Origin of the sequence: Spongiactinospora rosea, assembly GCF_003315795.1 — a bacterium.
In the GTDB taxonomy this organism is placed as follows: domain Bacteria; phylum Actinomycetota; class Actinomycetes; order Streptosporangiales; family Streptosporangiaceae; genus Spongiactinospora; species Spongiactinospora rosea.
The window spans coordinates 357,866-377,876 of sequence record NZ_QMEY01000006.1 but is presented as its reverse complement, the minus strand read 5'-3'; the positions used below and the strand labels follow the sequence as shown (position 1 = coordinate 377,876).

Here is a 20,011-nt window from a genome sequence, read left to right as displayed (position 1 = left end):
ATAAGGTTCCCCGTGTCCCACGATTCAGCTCGAACCACTCTCTCCCGCCGCGTGCGGCTGGCCCGTGGTGTCTCACCGTGGCTGGCCCCCACCGTGGCGGCAGCAGCGGTGACGTCACTTCTGACCCGCCGGGATCGCCGCTGGGCGTTCGCGGCGGTCCCGCTGGCCGCGGTCACCGGTGGCATGCTCTGGTTCTTCCGCGACCCGGAGCGTGCCCCCGGGACCGCTCGCGTGCTGGCGCCCGCCGACGGCGTCGTACAGAGCGTCGACCCGCAGCCGGACGGCCGCACCCGGGTGGCGATCTTCATGAGCCCGCTCGCCGTACACGTGAACCGTGCGCCTCTTGCTGGAACCGTCACGTCGGTAGAGCATGTCTCGGGTGGGTTCCTCCCTGCCTTCAACAAGGACAGCGAAGCGAACGAGCGCGTCGTGTGGCACTTCGACACCGCACTCGGGGACATCGAACTGGTGCAGATCGCCGGGGCGATGGCCCGCAGGGTCGTGCCCTACTTGACGCCCGGCGCCAAGGTGGCGCGCGGCCAGCGGATCGGGCTCATCCGCCTGGGCTCACGGGTGGACACCTACCTGCCGGAGGGGATCACCCCGGCGGTGACCGTAGGTGACAGGACCAAAGCGGGGGTGACCGGACTTGACCATGGCTGACGCGGGGTGGCCGGTGGACGATGTCCACCGGGTGGACACCGCCGGTGAGGTCGACGACGAGCCGAAGGGGCCGGTGGGCAAGGCGTTCCGCCTCTCGGCCGCCGACTCGCTGTCGCTGGGCAACGCGCTGTGCGGGTTCCTGGCGGTATGCGTGCTCGCCTGGTCGGCGATCAGCCAGCTCCAGGAGACCCGGACCTTCGCCCCCGACTCCCGTTACTTCGCCACCGCGGTGGTGCTGCTGTTGATCGGCGCCACCTGCGACCTGTTCGACGGCCTGGTGGCCCGGCGGTTCCGCGCCTCGGCGATGGGCGCCGAGCTGGACAACCTGGCCGATGTGATCAGCTTCGGGCTGGCCCCGGCGTTCATGGTGGTGATGTGGGCGGGGTTCTCCTCCGCGCTGCCGCTGTGGCTGGTGCTCGCCGCGGCCGGGTCGGTGCTGATCGGCGGCGTCGTACGGCTGGCCAGATTCGCCTGCGTCAAGACCAAGAGCGGCGACTTCATGGGCCTGCCCATCCCGATGGGCGCGATGACGGTGGTGTCGGTGGTGCTGTTGTTCCCGCCGACCTACTTCGCGCTGCTGGCCATCTTCGCGGTGGCCTGGCTGATGGTCAGCCGGATCGAGTACCCCAAGCCCAAGGGACAGCTCGCCGCCGTGGTGCTCGCCTGGATAATGATCAACGTGGCCTGCCTCACCGTCTGGGCCGCCTGGCCGGAGGGCGGCGACACGCTGATCAAGGTGGGGGCCAGCATGCAGATCGCGCTGGTGACCGCCATCCCGCTGCGGGTGCTGATGTTCAAGCGCGAGCAGCGCCGCGAGCAGCGGGCCCGGCTGGGCTGAGCGCCCAGACGGGCCTGCGGGCACCGCGGCCGGGGCTACCAGCCGCGGGCCTCCCACTCGGGCAGCGACGCGCGCTCGGCGCCCAGCGTGGTGTCCTTGCCGTGCCCGGGGTAGACCCACGCCGAGTCGGGCAGCCGGTCGAAGATCCGCTCCTTGACGTCGCCGAAGAGCTGCGCGAACCGCGCCGGGTCGCGTTCGGTGTTGCCCACCCCGCCGGGGAACAGCGAGTCGCCGGTGAACAGGTGGCCGTCCTGGTAGAGCAACGCGATCGAGCCCGGCGTGTGCCCGCGCAGGTGGATCACCTCCAGCGTGAGCACCCCCAGCGTGACGCGGTCGCCGTGCTCGACCTCCAGCCCGGCGGGCGTCGGCAGGTGCGGCGCGTCCAGCGGGTGGGCGACCACGGTCGCGCCGGTCGCCCGGTGCACGTCCGCCAGCGCCAGCCAGTGGTCCCGGTGCCGGTGCGTGGTCACGATCTTGCTGATCGGCGCGTCGCCGATCCACTCCAGCAGCCGGTCCGGCTCGGCCGCGGCGTCGATCAGCAGGCCGTCGCCGGTCTCCTTGCAGCGCAGCAGGTAGGCGTTGTTGCCGAAGCCGCCCACCTCCAGCTTGCCGATCGTGATGTCGTTCAGCTCACGGACGTCGGCGGGGCCGCCCTGGCTCACATCGCCGGTGTAGGTCACGGAGATCCTCCTCGCTGCCGTCGGGGCGTGCGCCCACTCGGTCCGCCCCATCCTCCCCCACCCGGATCATGCTCACCGGGCATAACCCGGTCCTTCCCCGCGTTGAAGCCAATGACCTGCGGTGGGACGTTGTGCGCCCGAAGTGTCGACGGCGCCGGCGGCCGTCGGCGAGATTTTGTCGGAGCCTCCCGCTAACCTGCCCGTGCAGCAGGATCGACCCTTCCAACCTCCTACATCGGGATCACCGTGGCTGATCGCCTGATCGTGCGTGGCGCACGCGAACACAACCTCAAAGACGTCTCGCTGGATCTGCCACGAGACTCGCTCATCGTCTTCACCGGCCTGTCCGGTTCCGGCAAGTCCAGCCTGGCCTTCGACACGATCTTCGCCGAGGGCCAGCGGCGCTATGTCGAGTCACTGTCGGCCTACGCCAGGCAGTTCCTCGGCCAGATGGACAAACCCGACGTCGACTTCATCGAAGGGCTCTCGCCCGCGGTCTCCATCGACCAGAAGTCCACCAGCCGCAACCCGCGCTCCACCGTCGGCACCATCACCGAGGTCTACGACTATCTGCGCCTGCTGTGGGCGCGCATCGGCAAGCCGCACTGCCCGGCCTGTGCCAGGCCGATCGCCCGGCAGAGCCCGCAGCAGATCGTGGACCGGGTGCTGGAGCTTGCGGAGGGCACCCGCTTCCAGGTGCTCGCGCCGGTCGTGCGCGGGCGCAAGGGCGAGTACGGGGAGCTGTTCTCCCAGCTTCAGGCCAAGGGCTTCGCCCGGGCCCGGGTCGACGGCACGGTGGTGCGGCTCGAAGAGCCGCCCACCCTGAAAAAGTACGAAAAGCACGACATCGAGGTGATCGTCGACCGGCTGGCGGTCAAGGAGTCGGCGCGCCGCAGGCTCACCGACTCGGTGGAGACCGCGCTCCAGCTCTCCGGCGGCACGATCACCCTCGACTTCGTCGACCTGGCCGAAGACGACCCCGGCCGGGAGCGGTTCTATTCCGAGCACCTCTACTGCCCTTACGACGACATGTCGTTCGAGGAGCTGGAGCCGCGCTCGTTCTCCTTCAACTCCCCGTTCGGGGCCTGCCCCGAGTGCACCGGCCTCGGCACCCGCATGGAGGTCGACCCCGACCTGGTGGTGCCCGACCCGGACAAGAGCCTGGGCGAGGGCGCGATCTCGCCCTGGTCCAACGGGCACACCAGCGACTACTTCAACCGGCTGGTCGAGGCGCTGGGCAACGCGATGGGGTTCACCCTGGCCACCCAGTGGGGCCGGCTGCCCAAGAAGGCGCAGAAGGCGCTGCTGCACGGGCACGACGAGCAGGTCCACGTCCGCTACAGCAACCGCTACGGCAGGCAGCGCTCCTACTACACCACCTTCGAGGGGATCATCCCCTGGGTGCAGCGCAGGCACGCCGAGGCCGAGAGCGACACGAGCCGGGAGCGGTTTGAGGGCTACATGCGGGAGATCCCGTGCCCGGCCTGCAAGGGCGCCCGGCTCAAGCCGGTCACGCTCGCGGTCACCGTGGGCGAGCGGTCCATCGCCGACGTCGCGGCGATGTCCATCGGCGAGTGCGCCAAGTTCCTGGCCGACCTCACACTGTCCGAGCGCGACTCGCAGATCGCCGCCCGGGTGGTCAAGGAGATCAACGCCCGGATGGGGTTCCTGCTCGACGTCGGGCTCGACTACCTGACGATGGATCGGGCGGCGGCCACCCTGGCAGGCGGTGAGGCCCAGCGCATCCGGCTGGCCACACAGATCGGGTCGGGCCTGGTCGGCGTCCTGTACGTCCTCGACGAGCCGTCCATCGGCCTGCACCAGCGCGACAACCAGCGGCTGCTGGAGACGCTGATCCGGCTGCGCGACATGGGCAACACCCTCATCGTGGTCGAGCACGACGAGGACACCATCGCCGCCGCCGACTGGGTCGTCGACATCGGCCCGGGAGCCGGTGAGCACGGCGGGCAGGTCGTGGTCTCCGGCACCGTCAGCGACCTGCTGTCCAGCGAGGGGTCGCTGACCGGCGCCTACCTCAGCGGGCGGCGGTCCATCGCGGTGCCCGCCGAGCGCCGCAAGCGCGACAAGAAGCGGCAGATCGTGGTCAAGGGCGCACGCGAGCACAATCTCAAGGGCGTGGACGTCGAGTTCCCGCTCGGCGTGTTCACCGCGATCACCGGCGTGTCAGGGTCGGGCAAGTCCACCCTGGTCAACGACATCCTCTACACCTCGCTGGCCAAGGAGCTGCACGGGGCGCGCACGGTGCCCGGCCGGCACTCCCGGATCAACGGGATGGACCAGGTGGACAAGGTCGTCCACGTCGACCAGTCGCCCATCGGCCGCACCCCGCGCTCCAACCCGGCCACCTACACCGGCGTCTTCGACCACGTCAGGAAGCTCTTCGCGGCCACCAGCGAGGCGAAGGTGCGCGGCTACCAGCCGGGAAGGTTCAGCTTCAACGTCAAGGGCGGGCGCTGCGAGTCGTGCGCGGGCGACGGCACCATCAAGATCGAGATGAACTTCCTGCCCGACGTCTACGTGCCGTGCGAGGTCTGCCACGGCGCCCGGTACAACCGGGAGACGCTGGAGGTCCACTACAAGGGCAAGACCATCGCCGAGGTGCTCGACATGCCGATCGAGGAGGGCCTGTCGTTCTTCGACGCGATCCCCGCGATCAAGCGGCACCTCAAGACCCTCAACGACGTCGGGCTCGGCTACGTCCGCCTGGGCCAGCCCGCCACCACCCTGTCGGGCGGTGAGGCGCAGCGCGTCAAGCTCGCCTCCGAGCTGCAGCGCCGCTCCACCGGCCGCACGGTCTACGTGCTCGACGAGCCGACCACCGGCCTGCACTTCGAGGACATCCGCCGGCTGCTCGGCGTCCTCGGCCGCCTGGTGGACGGCGGCAACACGGTGATCGTCATCGAGCACAACCTCGATGTGATCAAGACCGCCGACTGGCTCATCGACATGGGCCCGGAGGGCGGCTCCCGGGGCGGCACCGTCGTCGCCACCGGCACCCCCGAAGACCTGGCCCAGGTCGACGCCAGCCACACCGGCCGCTTCCTGCGCAAGATCCTCCCCGGCTGACCGGCCCGCGCCACCCCGCCGCCCTCCCCGAGGGCGGCGGGGCCGCTTCTGCGGCCCGGTCATGGCGTGTCGTGGAGGGCGAGGAGGGTGTGCTCGGCGTCGCCGTGGCGCACGGTGCCCTGCCGCCGGAAGCCGAGTCTTTCCAGCAGGCGCACGGAGGCGGTGTTGCCGGTGAGCGGGTCGGCGTACAGCGGGCGGACCGGCTCCTCCTTGAGGAACAGCGTCAGCGCCAAGGTGCCCACGCCCCGGCCCCAGTGGGACCGGCCGAGCCAGTAGCCGACGAAGCGCCGGTCGTCGTCCCACCATGAGACGATGTGCCCGGCGGGCTCGCCGTCCACCGTGACGGTGCGCACCAGGACGGCCGGGTCGGCCAGGATGCGCTCGGTCCAGTGGGTCATGAAGGCGGCCTCCGGGCGCGGCGCGAACCCCGATCGCCGCACCGCCTCGGCATCGTGCTCCTGGGCCAGGAACACCTCCAGGTCGCCCTCCTGGACCGCTCGCAGCCGCACACCGCCGCTCTCCGTCTCGCCCATGGGGACAAGTGTGGCCCCCGGCACCGACAGTTTCGCCGCGGCGGCGGGAGAGGGCTGGATCGCGGGGCGAGGAGGGCGGTCAATACGCTGGTGCGAGCCCGGTTGATCGGGGGAGTTGCGAGGAGGGCCGCAACATCATGTCGGATTCAAGGCGTGGTCTCGTCATGCCCGGACGTGACCTGACGCGCCGTGGCGCGCTCGGCGCCGTGGGCGTGACCTGCGGGGCCGCCGTACTGGGGGCCTGCGGCTCGAACGCGCCCGCCACCCCGGCCGTGCCGCCGGGGATCAAGGGGAAGGTCATCGCCAAGACCGCGGACATCCCGGTCGGCGGAGGCAAGGTGTTCGACGACTGGAAGCTCGTGGTCACCCAGCCGAGCGCCGGGGTGTTCAAGGCGTACACGGCGACCTGCCCGCACGCGGGCTGCGCCGTCGGGCGGGTCAGGGACGGCGTGATCGAGTGCCCCTGCCACGGCAGCCAGTTCGCCATCGACTCGGGCAAGTGCGTGGCCGGTCCCGCGGAGGCTCCGCTGGTGGCCTTCCCGCTCAAGGTGCAGAACGACGGCATCGTCGTCGGCTGACATCACACCTTTTTGGTAAATGTGCATGGAACCGGGGATCCGGGCCGAGCAAGCTGAAACCTTCGGACGGTCTTATCCGTACGTCAATGTAAGGAAACACCACTGGAGGGGCTTGTGAGGAACAGGTGGCGACACGCACCGAATGTCGGGTCCGGACCTCGGGGAGGCGCGCGATGAGCGACCTCTCAGCCGGGCCGAACGCCGCGCAGCCGCAGACGGCGGCCTCGGACCCCACGCGCCGCGTGCTGGTCGTGGGCGCGGGAGGCGCGGGCCTGGTGGCCGTGCTGGCCGCGTGCTCGTCGTACGGCGATCCCGGCGGCACTGGCGGCACCGACTCGGCCACCGCGTCCACGTCGTCCGCGCCGTCCGCCCCCTCGGCCTCGGCGACGGGCGAGAGCGGCGGCGCGGGCGGATTCGCGCGGACGTCCGACATCCCCGAGGGCGGTGGCGCGATCTTCAAGGAGCAGCAGATCGTCGTCACGCAGCCCACGGCGGGGGAGTACAAGGCGTTCAGTGTGGCCTGCACCCACAAGGGGTGCGCGGTCGAAGACGTCAGCGGCGGGACGATCAACTGCCCCTGCCACGGGAGCAAGTTCAAGATCGCCGACGGTTCGGTGGCGGCCGGGCCCGCGACCGAGCCGCTCCCGGCGAAGCAGATCAAGGTCGAGGGCGACGCGATCTCCCTGGCCTGAGCCGTGCGCGCATGCCCTGTCCGGGAGGGCACACCGCCCTTCCCGGGCAGGGCATGCGGCATGGGCCCGGCGGGCCGCGCGCGCGAGGGCAGGCGGGGCAGGGCATTCGGGCGCGCCGCTCTGTCGGTGAGGGCCGATAGGCTTTCAATCGTGGCGAGAACCGCGAGCAGCCCCTTGAGCTTCCGCCCGGCAGCCGGATCGATACCGGAGTCGCCGGGGGTCTACCGCTTCACCGACCCCGGCGGCCGGGTCATCTACGTGGGCAAGGCCAAGAGCCTGCGCCAGCGGCTCAACTCCTACTTCGCCGACTTCGCCGGCCTGCACCCGCGCACGCAGACCATGCTCACCACCGCCGCGGCCGTCGACTGGACGGTGGTCAACACCGAGGTCGAGGCGCTCCAGCTCGAATACTCCTGGATCAAGGAGTTCGACCCCCGCTTCAACGTCAAGTACCGCGACGACAAGTCCTACCCCTACCTCGCGGTCACCATGGACGAGACCTTCCCCAGGGTCCAGGTGATGCGCGGCGCCAAGCGCAGGGGCACCCGCTACTTCGGCCCCTACTCGCACGCGTGGGCCATCCGCGAGACCGTCGACCTGCTGCTGCGGGTGTTCCCCGTGCGCACCTGCTCGGCGGGCGTCTTCAAGCGGGCGGGCCAGATCGGCCGCCCCTGCCTGCTCGGATACATCGACAAGTGCTCCGCGCCCTGCGTGGCCCGGGTGACCGAGCAGGAACACCGGGCGCTCGCCGACGACTTCTGCGACTTCATGGCGGGCAACACCGGCCGCTTCATCAAGCGCCTGGAGCGCGAGATGCGCGAGGCCGCCGCGGCGGAGGAATTCGAGCGCGCGGCCCGGCTGCGCGACGACGTCCAGGCCCTGCAGCGGGCGCTGGAAAAGCAGTCGGTGGTCCTCGGTGAGGGCACCGACGCCGACGTCATCGCGCTGGCCGACGACCAGCTCGAAGCCGCCGTCCAGGTCTTCTACGTGCGCGGCGGGCGCATCCGCGGGCAGCGCGGGTGGGTGGTGGACAAGGTCGAGGAGACCTCCCCCGGCGAGCTGGTCGAGCACTTCCTGCTGCAGATGTACGGCGACGCCGCGCCGGAGGCGCTGCCCCGCGAGGTGCTGGTGCCCGCGCTGCCGCCCGACGCCGACGCGGTGGCCGAGCTGCTCGGCGAGCAGCGCAAGGCCAGGGTCGAGGTCAGGGTGCCGCAGCGCGGCGACAAGAAGACCCTGATGGAGACGGTCGAGCGCAACGCCAAGGAGGCGCTGGCCCAGCACAAGCTGCGCCGGGCCAGCGATCTGACCACTCGCAGCAAGGCGCTCCAGGAGATCGCCGACGGGCTCGCCCTGGACCAGGCGCCGCTGCGCATCGAGTGCTACGACGTGTCCCACACCATGGGCGACGACGTGGTGGCCTCCATGGTCGTCTTCGAAGACGGCCTGGCCCGCAAGAGCGAATACCGCCGCTTCTCGATCCGCGGCCTGTCCGGGCAGGGCGATGTCGCCTCGATCCACGAGGTGATCTCGCGGCGCTTCAAGCGCTACCTGGAGGAGCGCAGCGCCACCGGCGAGCTGGGCCCCGAGCCCGGCGGCGAGCCGATCGACCCCGAGACCGGCCGCCCGCGCAAGTTCGCCTACCCGCCCAACCTCGTGGTCGTGGACGGCGGCCCGGCCCAGGCCGCCGCCGCCCAGCGGGCGCTCGACGAGCTGGGCGTCGACGACGTTGCGGTGTGCGGCCTGGCCAAGCGGCTGGAGGAGGTCTGGCCCGCGGGCGATGACCAGCCGGTGATCCTGCCCCGCACGAGCGAGGGCCTTTACCTGCTCCAGCGGGTCCGTGACGAGGCGCACCGCTTCGCCATCACCTACCATCGGTCCAAGCGCGCCAAGGGCGTCAAGGAGAGCGAGCTGGACGGTGTGCCGGGGCTGGGGCCCGCCCGCAGGCAGGCGCTGCTGCGGCACTTCGGTTCGGTCAAACGGCTGCGTGACGCCACGGTGGAGGATATCTGCGAGGTGCCCGGCATCGGGCCCGCGCTGGCCGAGGTGATCATGTCCTCACTGAGGTCCTCATGAGGGGGGAAGAGCCATGAACGCCACCGCCAAAGGGGGCGAACCGGCGTTCGTCATCGTCACCGGCATGTCCGGCGCGGGGCGAAGCACCGCCGCCAAGGCCCTTGAGGACCTTGGCTGGTTCGTCATCGACAACCTGCCGCCCGGGATGCTGTTCTCCCTGGCCGAAGAGGTCGGCCGGGCCAAACTCGCGGCCGACAAGGTCGCCGCCGTGGTCGACGTGCGCAGCCTCGCCTTCACCAGCGACCTCAACGTGGCGATCGAGGAGCTGGAGGGGCGCGGCGTGGGGGTGCGCGTCGTCTTCCTGGAGGCGGGCGACGAGGAGCTGGTGCGACGGTTCGAAAACGTCCGCAGGCCGCACCCGCTGCAGGGGGAGGGGCGACTGGTCGACGGCATCGCCCGCGAGCGCGGCATCCTGCGCGACGTCCGGGCCAACGCCGACCTGGTGATCGACACCTCCTCGCTCAACGTGCACGAGCTGCGCCACAAGATCGTGGCGTTCTTCGGCGGCGAGGACCGGCCGGGGCTGCGGATCAACGTGGTCTCCTTCGGCTACAAGTACGGCATGCCGGTCGATGCCGACCTGGTGATCGACTGCCGGTTCCTGCCCAACCCGCACTGGGTGCCCGAGCTCCGGCCGATGAACGGGCTGGACGCCCCGGTGCGCGACTACGTGCTCAACCAGCCGGGCGCCAAGCAGTTCCTGGACGCGTACGAGGAGGTCCTCGGCATCGTCGCGGCGGGCTACTCGCGCGAGGGCAAGGGCTATGCCACGCTTGCGGTGGGATGTACCGGCGGAAAGCACCGGAGCGTCGCCATGGCCGAGCAGATCGCCGGGCGATTGCGCGACCGGCAGATGGAGGTCCAGGTGAGTCACCGGGATGTGGGCCGGGAGTGAGCCGCCCGAACGACGATCCCCCCGCGCCGCCCGCACCGTCCAGACCTGGCGTCTCCGCGGGGCCGCGGGTGGTGGCGCTCGGCGGCGGGCACGGACTGTACGCCTCGCTGTCGGCGTTACGCCGGGTGACCTCGGAGCTGTCCGCCGTGGTGACGGTGGCCGACGACGGCGGGTCCAGCGGCCGGCTGCGCCGTGAGCTGGGCGTGCTGCCACCGGGCGACCTGCGGATGGCGCTGGCCGCGCTGTGCGGCGACGACGACTGGGGCCGCACCTGGAGCGAGGTGGTGCAACACCGCTTCCGCAGCGAGGGCGACCTGCACGGGCACGCGGTGGGCAACCTGCTCATCGTGGCCCTGTGGGAGCTGCTCGACGACCCCGTGGCCGGGCTGGACTGGGTGGGGCGGCTCCTCGGGGCGCACGGCCGGGTGCTGCCGATGGCCTCGGTGCCGCTCGACATCGTGGCCGAGGTGGAGCTTGAGGGCCGGGTCTCGACCGTACGCGGGCAGGTGGCCTGCGCCTCCACCCCCGGCCGGGTGCGGGCGATCTCGCTGGTCCCGCCCGACCCCCCGGCCTCGCCGCAGGCCATCCAGGCGGTGCGCGAGGCCGACTGGGTGATCTTCGGCCCGGGTTCGTGGTTCACCAGCGTGCTGCCGCACCTGATGGTCCCCAAGCTGGCCCAGGCCCTGCACGAGACGCGGGCCAGGCGGCTGGTCGCGCTCAACCTCGCGCCCCAGCAGGGCGAGACCGACGGCTTCTCCCCACAGCAGCACCTTGAGGTGCTGCGGCAGCACGCCCCCGCGCTGCACCTGGACATCGTGCTCGCCGACACCGGGGTGGTCGACGACCACGAGGAGCTGGAGAAGGCCGCGGTCGCCATGGGCGCCCGGCTGATCACGGCCGAGGTCGCCAGGTCCGACGGCTCGCCCAGGCACGATGCACGACGTCTTGCATCGGTCCTTGACGAGATTTTCCATGAGAAGCGTTGATCCTGGTCAGCGCGCGCGGCGAGTGCGAGAGACTGCTGTGAGCCGGGTCTGTATGGGGGAGGACTAACGCACATGGCCATGACAGGTGTGGTGAAAGACGAGCTGAGCCGCCTATCGGTGCTCAAGCCCTGTTGCCGCAAGGCGGAGGTCTCGACGCTGCTCCGCTTCGCCAGCGGCCTGCACCTGGTGGGCGGCCGCATCGTGATCGAGGCCGAGCTCGACACCAACGCCACGGCCCGCCGGCTGATCCGGGACATCGGGGAGGTCTTCGGGCACAAGGCCGAGGTCCTGGTCCTCGCGCCCGCGGGGTTGCGCAAGGGGTCCCGGTACGTCGTGCGCGTCTACCGCGACGGCGAGGCGCTGGCCCGGCAGACCGGCTTGATCGACAACCACGGGCGTCCGGTGCGCGGCCTGCCCCGGCAGGTCGTCGCGGGGGCGACGTGCGATGCCGAGGCCGCGTGGCGGGGCGCGTTCCTGGCGCACGGGTCGCTCACCGAGCCCGGCAGGTCGATGTCGCTGGAGGTGACCTGCCCCGGCCCGGAGGCGGCGCTCGCGCTGGTGGGCGCGGCGCGGCGGCTGAAGATCCACGCCAAGGCGCGCGAGGTGCGCGGCGTGGACCGCGTGGTCGTCCGCGACGGCGACGCCATCAGCGCGCTGCTGACCCGGCTCGGCGCCCACGACAGCGTGCTGGCCTGGGAGGAGCGGCGGATGCGCCGCGAGGTGCGCGCCACCGCCAACCGGCTGGCCAACTTCGACGACGCCAACCTCCGCAGGTCGGCCCGCGCGGCGGTGGCCGCGGGGGCGAGGGTGCAGCGGGCGCTGGAGATCCTCGGCGACGACGCTCCCGAGCATCTGGTGATCGCCGGGCGGCTGCGGGTCGAGCACAAGCAGGCGTCGCTGGAAGAACTGGGACAGATCGCCGACCCGCCGCTCACCAAGGACGCGATCGCCGGGCGGATCCGGCGGCTGCTGGCCATGGCCGACAAGCGCGCGGTGGAGATGGGCGTGCCCAACACCGAGGCCAATCTGACGGTCGAGATGCTCTCCACGTGACGGCGTAGCGGCGGATGTGCCCGGGCGGGCGGGGTCCGGGGCGCCCGGGGTCGCGCTGTGCGATGTGCGATGGTCAGGCGCCGGGGTGCTTCGCGCCGTCGTCCTGCGGCGGCGTGCCCACCGGGGCCTGACCTGGGGTCCCGAAGGAGCTCGGCATCGGTCCGCCGGGCTCCTTGTCGCCCGCCTGAGGCTCCAGGTCGGCGGCACGGGCGGCCTTGACCTTGTTGTTGACGAAGCTGAACCCGGCCGCCGCGCTGATCACCCAGAACAGCAGCATGATCGGCTCTTCGGCGATGAAGCCGCTGAAGCCGCCGACGACGTTCGTCAGGGCCTCGGTATGGCCCATCGTGATGTTCTGCTTGGCCAGTTCGTTGATGAGGAGCTGGGTCACGGCGCCGATCTGGCCAAGGACGCAGCCGATGAGGGCGAACAGCGCCGCCAGCACGGGAAGGACCGGGCTGGTGGGCCGCACGGCCATCATGGCCACGCCGATGATGACGCCGATGCCGATCGCGGCGATGCCGAGTTCGCGACCGGTGATGACAACTATCGCGCCGTAGGCGCCCGCCCCGACCACGGTCGCGATGAGGCCGACCGCGATTCCGGCGACGAGGCCGGATCGGGGTGTGGTGTCGCTGTGTGCCATGGGGGGTTCCTCGGACAGTTGTGGTGAACATGGACAGGGCGGGCACTCTACTTCACGGCTGCCCCACGCGTCCGGGAATCGCGATCTCAATCAGGGGACCCAGAAGTGGTCTACACCAATTTAAGTTCGATAGGGTGCGTGGTTGAGATTCATAACCTGTGGACAGCGCCGGTCCCCGGTCCGGCGCACCCCGATGTACGAGGAGATCGGTGCCGTGAGCATCCGCGTAGGCGTCAACGGCTTCGGCCGGATCGGTCGCAACTTCTGGCGTGCAGTTGCGGCGAGCGGCAAGGACATCGAGATCGTTGCGGTCAACGACCTGACCGACAACGCGACCCTCGCCCACCTGCTCAAGTACGACAGCATCCTCGGTCGTCTGCCGTACGACGTGAAGTCCTCGGCCGACGAGATCAACGTGGACGGCAAGACCATCAAGGCGTTCGCCGAGCGCGACCCCGCCAAGCTGCCGTGGGGCGACCTCGGCGTCGATGTCGTCGTGGAGTCGACCGGCCTGTTCACCGACGCGACCAAGGCCAAGGTGCACGCCGACAACGGCGCGAAGAAGGTCATCATCTCCGCCCCCGCCAAGAACGAGGACGTCACGATCGTGATGGGGGTCAACCACGAGCTGTACGACCCCGCCGCGCACACGATCATCTCCAACGCCTCCTGCACGACCAACTGCCTGGCCCCGATGGCCAAGGTCATCAACGACACCTTCGGTATCGAGAAGGGTCTGATGACCACCATCCACGCCTACACCCAGGACCAGAACCTCCAGGACGGCCCGCACAAGGACCTGCGCAGGGCCCGGGCCGCCGCGCTGAACATCGTGCCGACCTCCACCGGCGCCGCCAAGGCCATCGGCCTGGTGCTGCCCGAGCTGAAGGGCAGGCTGGACGGCTTCGCGCTGCGCGTGCCGATCCCGACCGGCTCGGCCACCGACCTGACCGTCGACGTCTCGCGCGAGGTGAGCGTGGACGAGGTCAACGGCGCCATCAAGGCCGCCGCCGAGGGCCCGCTGCGCGGCTACCTCACCTACACCGAGGACGAGATCGTCTCCGCCGACATCGTCACCGACCCGGCCTCGTGCATCTTCGACGCCGGCCTGACCCGCGTGATCGGCAACCAGGTCAAGGTCGTCGGCTGGTACGACAACGAGTGGGGTTACTCCAACCGCCTGGCCGACCTGGTCACGCTGGTGGGCACGAACCTCTGATGCGCGCGGCCAGCCAACTCGACGTGAAGGGGCGGCGCGTCCTGGTACGCGCCGACCTCAACGTGCCGCTCGACGGGGAGACCATCACCGACGACGGCCGGATCCGGGCCTCGGTGCCGACGATCAAGGACCTCGCCGCCCGCGGCGCGCGGGTCATCGTCTGCGCCCACCTGGGCAGGCCCAAGGGATCGCCCAACGCCAAGTACTCCCTGCGGCCGGTCGCCGCGCGCCTCGGTGAGCTGCTGGCCGCCGAGGGCGTCGCGGGGGAGGTCGCCTTCGCCGCCGACGTGGTCGGCGAGTCCGCGCGGAGCACGGTTGCGGGCCTGGCCGACGGCCGGGTCGCGCTGCTGGAGAACCTCCGCTTCGAGCCGGGCGAGGAGTCCAAGGACGACGCCGAGCGCGGCGCGTTCGCCGAGAGGCTGGCCGCCCTGGCCGAGCTGTACGTCGGCGACGGCTTCGGCGCGGTCCACCGCAAGCACGCCAGCGTCTACGACGTGCCGAAGATCCTGCCGCACGCGGCGGGCGGCCTGGTGCTGGCCGAGGTCGAGGTGCTGCGCCGGCTCACCGTCGAGCCGGCCCGGCCGTACGTGGTCGTGCTGGGCGGGGCGAAGGTCTCCGACAAGCTCGGCGTGATCGCCAACCTGCTCACCAAGGTCGACCGGCTGCTGGTCGGCGGCGGCATGGCCTACACCTTCCTCGCGGCCCAGGGCCACGAGGTGGGCGGCTCGATCCTGCAGAAGGACCAGCTCGACCAGGTGCGCGGCTTCATCGACGAGGCCGCCAAGCGCGGCGTGGAGCTGGTGCTGCCGGTGGACGTGCTGGCCGCGACGGAGTTCGCCGCCGACGCGCCGCACGAGGCGGTGGCCGCCACGGCCATCCCGGCCGACCGCGAGGGCCTGGACATCGGCCCGCGCACCCGTGAGCTGTTCGCCGCCAAGCTGGCCGGGGCGGGCACGGTGTTCTGGAACGGCCCGATGGGCGTCTTCGAGTTCGAGGCGTTCGCCGGGGGCACCCGCGCGGTGGCCGAGGCGCTGGTCGCCTCCGACGCCTTCACCGTGGTCGGCGGCGGTGACGTGGTCGCCGCCGTCCGCACGCTGGGCTTCCCCGAAGACGGCTTCTCGCACATCTCCACGGGCGGCGGGGCCAGCCTGGAATACCTTGAGGGCAAGACGCTGCCCGGTCTCGCGGCGCTGGAGGACTGACGATCATGGCGCGCACACCCTTGTTCGCCGGCAACTGGAAGATGAACCTCAACCACCTTGAGGCCATCAACCATGTGCAGAAGCTGGCTTTTTCGCTCACCGGCAAGGATTTCGACGCGGTCGAGGTGGCCGTGCTGCCGCCGTTCACGGACCTGCGCAGCGTGCAGACCCTCGTGGACGGCGACAAACTGCGCATCGTGTACGGCGCGCAGGACGTCTCCCCGCACGACTCCGGCGCCTATACCGGCGAGATCTCCGCGGCCATGCTCGCCAAGCTGGGCTGCACCTACGCGGTGATCGGCCACTCCGAGCGCCGCCAGTACCACGCCGAGGGCGACGAGCTGGTCAACGCCAAGGTCCTGGCGGCCTACCGGCACTCGCTCACGCCCATCCTGTGCGTCGGCGAGGGACTGCCGGTCCGTCAGGCGGGCGGCCAGGTCGCGCACAGCGTCGCGCAGCTCGACGGCGCGCTGGCGAAGGTCACCGCCGAGCAGGCGGCCTCGCTGGTCGTGGCCTATGAGCCGGTCTGGGCGATCGGCACCGGTGAGGTCGCCACGCCCGATGACGCCCAGGAGGTCTGCGGGGCCCTGCGCGTGCGACTCGCCGAGCTGTACGACGGCGATGTCGCCGCCGCGATCCGTATTCTTTACGGTGGCTCGGTGAAGTCTGACAACGTCGCCGGGATCATGGCGATGCCCGATGTGGACGGCGCTCTTGTCGGCGGTGCCAGTCTTGATCCCGCAGAGTTTGTGAAAATTTGCCGTTTCGGCGAATTGTCAGGTTAACTAAGCCGTTCGGAGGGTGCGGCGCGTGTTCGCGTCGTACCCTCGTAGAGCAGGTTTGAATCGTCACGCCGGCGACGTCGTGTTAGGGATCGCGCCCCGGACGCGGGGACGCGCACAAGGGAACAGGTCTACGGTGACAATCGGAATCTCCATCGCGCTGATCCTGTCGAGCATGATCATGGTGCTGCTCGTCCTGCTGCACAAGGGCAAGGGCGGTGGCCTCTCTGACATGTTCGGCGGCGGGTTCTCCTCGTCGTTCGGCGGGTCTTCTGTGGTCGAGCGCAACCTCGACCGGCTCACCATCATCACGGGCGCGGTGTGGTTCATCTGCATCGTCGCGCTGGGCCTGATACTTCGCCCCTGAGACCGGAGTCCGAGTCCCGCCCGCGACGGCTGGTCGCGGGCCGGTGACGGCCGGATTCGGCCGCCCTGGCGCTAAGGGCGGCCTGTGACAGAGATTCTCCCCCGCGCTTTCGCGGGGCGATCGAGCGAGGAGTTCATCCGTGGGTAGTGGCAACGCGATCCGTGGCAGCCGAGTCGGCGCCGGCCCGATGGGGGAGGCCGAGCGCGGCGAGGCAGCTCCACGTGTCCGGGTCCCGTTCTGGTGCGCCAACATGCACGAGACGCGCCCCAGCTTCGCCAGTGACGCGGCGGTCCCCGAGTTCTGGGACTGCCCGCGCTGCGGCCTGCCCGCCGGGCAGGACCAGAACAACCCGCCCGCGCCGCCGAGGAACGAGCCCTACAAGACGCACCTGGCCTACGTGAAGGAGCGCCGCAGCGACAAGGACGGCGCGGCGATCCTGGCCGAGGCGCTTGAGCGCCTGCGCACCTCCCCCCGCACCATTTACTGACCCGCCGCGCCCCGGTCCTCGGGCGGTGATGACCGCACGGGGGCCTTTCGCGGTCGCCCGCCGGATCCTTCCACAAGTGTCCGGCGTGCCGAAACGGCGGGCTCATCGTCATGTAGCAGGGGCGTAACAGCCATGCGGCACCCTTGACATGACGGAGGGAGAAGACCGCATGGCATTCTGGCGAACCCGCCCACCCACACCCGAACCCCCCAGTCCGCCCACCCCGGCCGCCGATACAGCACGCGAGCTGTTCACGGAGTCCCTTGCTCTGCCGCGGATACCGGGTGGTGAGGGGGCGGGCCTTGCTGGTGCGGGCGCCGGCTCGGATTCTGACGGTATGGCGGGTGGGTCTTTCCTCGCCTTGCAACGGGGTACCGCACGCGAGCTGTTCACGGAGTCCCCTGCCCTGCCACCCGGCACGACACGCGGGCCGTTGGCAGAGCCTCCTGCCCTGCCGGGGACGCGGGGTGGTGAGGGGGACGGCATTGCGGGCGTAGGTGCCGGCTCGGGTTCTGACGGTATGGCGGGTGGGTCTTCGGCCGCCCTGCGACCTGGCATGACGTACGGGCCGTTCGCCGAGCCTTCCGTCCTGTCGGGGATGCCGGGCGGCCGGCAGGTGGCGCAGGTGGATGAGCCGACGCGGGTGTTGCTGCTTTCGGCGCGGCTGCGTGCGGTGCCCTGGCGGCTGCCGGAACTGCTGGCCGAGTTGCTGCGTGCCGACAGCGCCCGGTGGGTGTACGGCGGCGCGGCCGGACGACCCGGGGAGCCGCGCCCGTTCGATGCGACGCAGCTCACGGTGCCGGTCGGCCCGCGCCAGGCGGTACGGCTGCATCGTGTGGCCCGGCCGTTCACGTCCGTGGAGGCCGCCCGCGCCGCCGCCTTCGTACGGCTGGCCCGGCCGCCCGCCACCGACGGTCGCCCGGTACGCCTGGCCGACGGCACAGAGGTGACCGTGGCACCGCTCGCCCCCTCCGACCAGCAGGCCGTACGCGACCTGCACGAGCGGTGCTCCCCGGAGAGCCGCAGGTTCCGCTACTTCAGCACGGGGCCCGCTCTGCCGCCGCGCCTTCGCTGCCACGCCCCGGCCCACTCGCTGGTCGCCTGCCATGAGGACCGCATGGTCGGCCTGGCCTCGCTCCTGACCACGGCCGCCCCCGGCGTCGCCGAGCTGGCCTTTCTCATCGAGGACCGGTGGCAGGGCATGGGCCTCGGTACGGCGATGGCCCGCATGCTGCTGCGCGAGGCGCGCGACCGCGGCCTCGCCGAAGTACGCGCCACCCTGCTCTCCGACAACACCCGCATGCGGCGGCTCCTGATCGCGCTCGGCGCCGCGCTCGCCTACACCGGCGATCCGGGAGTGCTCACCGGCAGCCTTCCGCTCACCGCCGCGCGGACACTGGTCACCGCCTCCTGAACGGTGCTCAGTCGCTTTCCTCCCGGGGAGGCGACGGGTCGGCCGGTGCGCCCATCGCGTCCAAGCGGCGCTCGATCCTGTCGAGGCCGCGCTGCAGGCGTTCGAGGCGCTGGATCAGGCCGGGACCGGCGAAGGGCGGCGCCTGGGGATGCGGCGCGGACGGCTCTCCGGCCTCGGCCGGGGTGGTCCGCAGTACGTCGATCATCCGCTCCCGGAACAGCGGCAGGCCGAGGCCGCTCTCGGCGAGCACCTCCACCGCCACCCCCTCACCGTCGCGGATCAGGCCGAGCAGGATGTGGCCGGTGCCGATGTAGTTGTGGCCGAGCACCAGGGCCTCGCGCAGGGCGAGTTCGAGCACCTTCTTCGCCCGCGGGGTGAACGGGATGTGCTCCGCGGCCGGGCCGTCGCCACGCCCGACGATCCGCAGTACCTCGCTCCGCGCGCCGTCGAGGTCGATCCCCGCCTCGCGGATGACGACCGAGGCCCGGCCCTCCTCCTCGCCGATCAGTCCGAGCAGGATGTGCTCGGTGCCGATGTAGCCGTGGTCCAGCTCTTTGGCCTCCTCCTGGGCGAGGACCACCACGCGGCGTGCACGGTCGGAGAATCGCTCGAACACGGGGAGCCTCCAGCGGGCCTGTGCCAACTCTGTGCTTCCACTATGCGCCACGGACGTGGGCCCGGGGGGTATGGACGCGGGCGGCGGGCAAATTGTGGGTAGCTTTCAGGCGTGGATCTGGAAGAGGCGGCGGACCGGCTGTACGCCCTCGCCCCCGACGACTTCACCGCGGAGCGCGAGTCGCTGGCCAAGGCGGCCAAGCAGGCCGGGGACGCCTCGCTGGCCAAGGAGATCGGCAGGTTGCGCAAGCCCACCGTGGCGGCGTGGGCGGTGAACCACGCGGCTCGTGCCGCGCCCGGCGCGTTCACCGAGCTGGCCGACCTCGGCGCCCGGCTGCGGGCCGCCTGGGCCGACCAGGACCCCGCCGCCCTCGCCGAGCTGACCCGGGCCCGCGGGCCGCTCACCGCCCGGCTGGCGCGGCTGGTACGCGAGCACGCCGAGCGGGCCGGACGCCCGCTGACCGGCAGCGCCGCCACGGAGATGGAGCAGACCCTCGACGCGGCCACGGTGGACGAGGGGGCCGCGCAGGAGGTACGCCGAGGCCGCCTGACCCGGCCGCTCAGCTACACCGGTTTCACCCCGGCCCCCGCCGCCGCCCCGAAGGCCAAGACCGCCACCAAGCGTCCCGCGGAGAAGCGCTCCGGAGGTGAGCGGGAAGACCGCCGTCGCAAGGAGCTCGAACAGGCCCTGGCCGAGGCCGAACGGGCGGCCGAGGAGGCCGAGCGCGGCCACGCGGAATGGGCGGGCGAACTCGCCGAGGCCACGGCCGAGCACGACCGGGCGGCGGCCAGGGTGGAGTCACTGACCCGCCAGCTCGCCGAGGCCCGCCAGAACCTCACCGCCGCCGAACACCGCCGCGACGTCGCCGCCCGCGATGAGGAACGCGCCCGCCACGCCGCCACCACTGCCCGCCACAAGGCCGCCCAGGCAGCCCACGCCTTGCAGGACTGACACGGAACCCGAGCGGAAAGAGAACGCGTCCGCCAGGCCGCTGCCGGAAACCTCGCCTGGGTGGCTGCTTACGCCTGTGACCGGTGGCCTGGATCCCGTGGGCTGACAGGGGCGTGTTCGCCCGGCCGTCGTGGATGCTCGGGCGTTGCTCGGTCCGCTGCGGGAGGCCGTACGGTGTCGGCTCGGGGGGGCGGCGATGTCCGTGATCACGTGTTGTGGGTCCCGTGGGGACGACGCCTACCCGCTGGT

19 protein-coding genes and 1 pseudogene are annotated in these 20,011 nt (G+C 71.2%); 16 read left to right on the top strand and 4 right to left on the bottom strand.

Features of this window, described 5'->3' with window-relative positions; genetic code table 11:
• Positions 1 to 12 precede the first annotated feature (12 nt).
• A complete protein-coding gene (locus DP939_RS17895) occupies positions 13 to 663 on the top strand; it encodes a phosphatidylserine decarboxylase (RefSeq protein WP_113981822.1) in 651 nt (216 codons plus the stop codon).
• Positions 656 to 1,501, top strand: a complete 846-nt coding sequence (gene pssA, locus DP939_RS17890) for a CDP-diacylglycerol--serine O-phosphatidyltransferase (protein WP_113981821.1) — start codon at positions 656 to 658, stop codon at positions 1,499 to 1,501. The genes DP939_RS17895 and pssA overlap by 8 nt, the downstream gene beginning before the upstream one ends.
• Positions 1,502 to 1,536: 35 nt before the next feature.
• Here the strand turns inward: pssA and DP939_RS17885 are convergent, their stop codons facing one another.
• Positions 1,537 to 2,181, bottom strand: coding sequence for an MBL fold metallo-hydrolase (locus DP939_RS17885; protein ID WP_113981820.1), 645 nt, complete (start codon positions 2,179 to 2,181; stop codon positions 1,537 to 1,539).
• Positions 2,182 to 2,427: 246 nt separating this feature from the next.
• Here DP939_RS17885 and uvrA point away from each other — a divergent pair, with 246 nt between their 5' ends.
• Positions 2,428 to 5,268 (top strand): excinuclease ABC subunit UvrA, encoded by a 2,841-nt coding sequence (gene uvrA / locus DP939_RS17880; protein WP_113981819.1) that lies wholly within the window; start codon positions 2,428 to 2,430, stop codon positions 5,266 to 5,268.
• Positions 5,269 to 5,327: 59 nt separating this feature from the next.
• Here the strand turns inward: uvrA and DP939_RS17875 are convergent, their stop codons facing one another.
• Entirely contained in the window at positions 5,328 to 5,801 is a 474-nt protein-coding gene (locus tag DP939_RS17875; protein WP_113981818.1) for a GNAT family N-acetyltransferase, read from the bottom strand.
• Between the two features lie 164 nt (positions 5,802 to 5,965).
• Here DP939_RS17875 and DP939_RS17870 point away from each other — a divergent pair, with 164 nt between their 5' ends.
• The 6 genes from DP939_RS17870 to whiA all read left to right on the top strand — a co-directional run bounded on the left by DP939_RS17870 (position 5,966) and on the right by whiA (position 12,078).
• Positions 5,966 to 6,379 carry a Rieske (2Fe-2S) protein gene (locus DP939_RS17870; protein ID WP_113981817.1) on the top strand — a complete coding sequence of 138 codons (414 nt, stop codon included), beginning with the start codon at positions 5,966 to 5,968 and terminating at the stop codon, positions 6,377 to 6,379.
• 173 nt (positions 6,380 to 6,552) lie between these two features.
• Positions 6,553 to 7,071, top strand: a complete 519-nt coding sequence (locus DP939_RS17865; protein ID WP_113981816.1) for a Rieske (2Fe-2S) protein — start codon at positions 6,553 to 6,555, stop codon at positions 7,069 to 7,071.
• A 174-nt stretch (positions 7,072 to 7,245) separates the two neighbouring features.
• Positions 7,246 to 9,144 carry an excinuclease ABC subunit UvrC gene (uvrC, locus tag DP939_RS17860; RefSeq protein ID WP_225878326.1) on the top strand — a complete coding sequence of 633 codons (1,899 nt, stop codon included), beginning with the start codon at positions 7,246 to 7,248 and terminating at the stop codon, positions 9,142 to 9,144.
• A gap of 13 nt (positions 9,145 to 9,157) precedes the next feature.
• Positions 9,158 to 10,039 (top strand): RNase adapter RapZ, encoded by an 882-nt coding sequence (gene rapZ / locus DP939_RS17855; RefSeq protein ID WP_113981814.1) that lies wholly within the window; start codon positions 9,158 to 9,160, stop codon positions 10,037 to 10,039.
• A 68-nt stretch (positions 10,040 to 10,107) separates the two neighbouring features.
• Positions 10,108 to 11,025: a gluconeogenesis factor YvcK family protein gene (locus DP939_RS17850; RefSeq protein WP_225878325.1), complete on the top strand. Its 918-nt coding sequence runs from the start codon at positions 10,108 to 10,110 to the stop codon at positions 11,023 to 11,025.
• A gap of 72 nt (positions 11,026 to 11,097) precedes the next feature.
• Positions 11,098 to 12,078 carry a DNA-binding protein WhiA gene (gene whiA / locus DP939_RS17845; RefSeq protein WP_113981812.1) on the top strand — a complete coding sequence of 327 codons (981 nt, stop codon included), beginning with the start codon at positions 11,098 to 11,100 and terminating at the stop codon, positions 12,076 to 12,078.
• Between the two features lie 73 nt (positions 12,079 to 12,151).
• On the opposite strand, the gene DP939_RS17840 is transcribed toward whiA, so the two are convergent.
• Entirely contained in the window at positions 12,152 to 12,724 is a 573-nt protein-coding gene (locus DP939_RS17840; RefSeq protein ID WP_113981811.1) for a hypothetical protein, read from the bottom strand.
• A 214-nt stretch (positions 12,725 to 12,938) separates the two neighbouring features.
• On the opposite strand from DP939_RS17840, the gene gap reads away from it, so the two are divergent.
• The 6 genes from gap to DP939_RS17810 all read left to right on the top strand — a co-directional run bounded on the left by gap (position 12,939) and on the right by DP939_RS17810 (position 18,195).
• Positions 12,939 to 13,943, top strand: coding sequence for a type I glyceraldehyde-3-phosphate dehydrogenase (gene gap, locus DP939_RS17835; protein ID WP_113981898.1), 1,005 nt, complete (start codon positions 12,939 to 12,941; stop codon positions 13,941 to 13,943).
• Complete coding sequence (locus DP939_RS17830) at positions 13,943 to 15,145, top strand: phosphoglycerate kinase (protein ID WP_113981810.1); 1,203 nt, start codon at positions 13,943 to 13,945, stop codon at positions 15,143 to 15,145. The genes gap and DP939_RS17830 overlap by 1 nt, the downstream gene beginning before the upstream one ends.
• Before the next feature lie 5 nt (positions 15,146 to 15,150).
• Entirely contained in the window at positions 15,151 to 15,930 is a 780-nt protein-coding gene (gene tpiA, locus DP939_RS17825) for a triose-phosphate isomerase (protein WP_404828593.1), read from the top strand.
• A gap of 133 nt (positions 15,931 to 16,063) precedes the next feature.
• Complete coding sequence (gene secG, locus DP939_RS17820; RefSeq protein ID WP_113981808.1) at positions 16,064 to 16,294, top strand: preprotein translocase subunit SecG; 231 nt, start codon at positions 16,064 to 16,066, stop codon at positions 16,292 to 16,294.
• Between the two features lie 139 nt (positions 16,295 to 16,433).
• Positions 16,434 to 16,781 carry an RNA polymerase-binding protein RbpA gene (locus DP939_RS17815; RefSeq protein WP_111171012.1) on the top strand — a complete coding sequence of 116 codons (348 nt, stop codon included), beginning with the start codon at positions 16,434 to 16,436 and terminating at the stop codon, positions 16,779 to 16,781.
• A 625-nt stretch (positions 16,782 to 17,406) separates the two neighbouring features.
• On the top strand, positions 17,407 to 18,195 hold the full coding sequence (locus DP939_RS17810; protein WP_225878315.1) for a GNAT family N-acetyltransferase: 789 nt from the start codon (positions 17,407 to 17,409) through the stop codon (positions 18,193 to 18,195).
• A gap of 190 nt (positions 18,196 to 18,385) precedes the next feature.
• Here the strand turns inward: DP939_RS17810 and DP939_RS49300 are convergent.
• A pseudogene (locus tag DP939_RS49300) lies at positions 18,386 to 18,811 on the bottom strand (Clp protease N-terminal domain-containing protein); the annotation flags it as partial.
• A gap of 111 nt (positions 18,812 to 18,922) precedes the next feature.
• Here DP939_RS49300 and DP939_RS46210 point away from each other — a divergent pair.
• Positions 18,923 to 19,762, top strand: a complete 840-nt coding sequence (locus DP939_RS46210; RefSeq protein ID WP_158578602.1) for a hypothetical protein — start codon at positions 18,923 to 18,925, stop codon at positions 19,760 to 19,762.
• The last annotated feature ends 249 nt before the right edge of the window (positions 19,763 to 20,011 follow it).

Excerpts from the sequence above, each read along its gene's own strand:
- pssA (WP_113981821.1), top strand. The coding sequence starts at position 656 with ATGGCTGACGCGGGGTGGCCGGTGGACGATGTCCACCGGGTGGACACC.
- DP939_RS17875 (WP_113981818.1), bottom strand. The coding sequence starts at position 5,801 with ATGGGCGAGACGGAGAGCGGCGGTGTGCGGCTGCGAGCGGTCCAGGAG.
- DP939_RS17870 (WP_113981817.1), top strand. The coding sequence starts at position 5,966 with ATGCCCGGACGTGACCTGACGCGCCGTGGCGCGCTCGGCGCCGTGGGC.
- DP939_RS17865 (WP_113981816.1), top strand. The coding sequence starts at position 6,553 with ATGAGCGACCTCTCAGCCGGGCCGAACGCCGCGCAGCCGCAGACGGCG.
- rapZ (WP_113981814.1), top strand. The coding sequence starts at position 9,158 with ATGAACGCCACCGCCAAAGGGGGCGAACCGGCGTTCGTCATCGTCACC.
- whiA (WP_113981812.1), top strand. The coding sequence starts at position 11,098 with ATGGCCATGACAGGTGTGGTGAAAGACGAGCTGAGCCGCCTATCGGTG.
- DP939_RS17840 (WP_113981811.1), bottom strand. The coding sequence starts at position 12,724 with ATGGCACACAGCGACACCACACCCCGATCCGGCCTCGTCGCCGGAATC.
- DP939_RS17830 (WP_113981810.1), top strand. The coding sequence starts at position 13,943 with ATGCGCGCGGCCAGCCAACTCGACGTGAAGGGGCGGCGCGTCCTGGTA.
- tpiA (WP_404828593.1), top strand. The coding sequence starts at position 15,151 with ATGGCGCGCACACCCTTGTTCGCCGGCAACTGGAAGATGAACCTCAAC.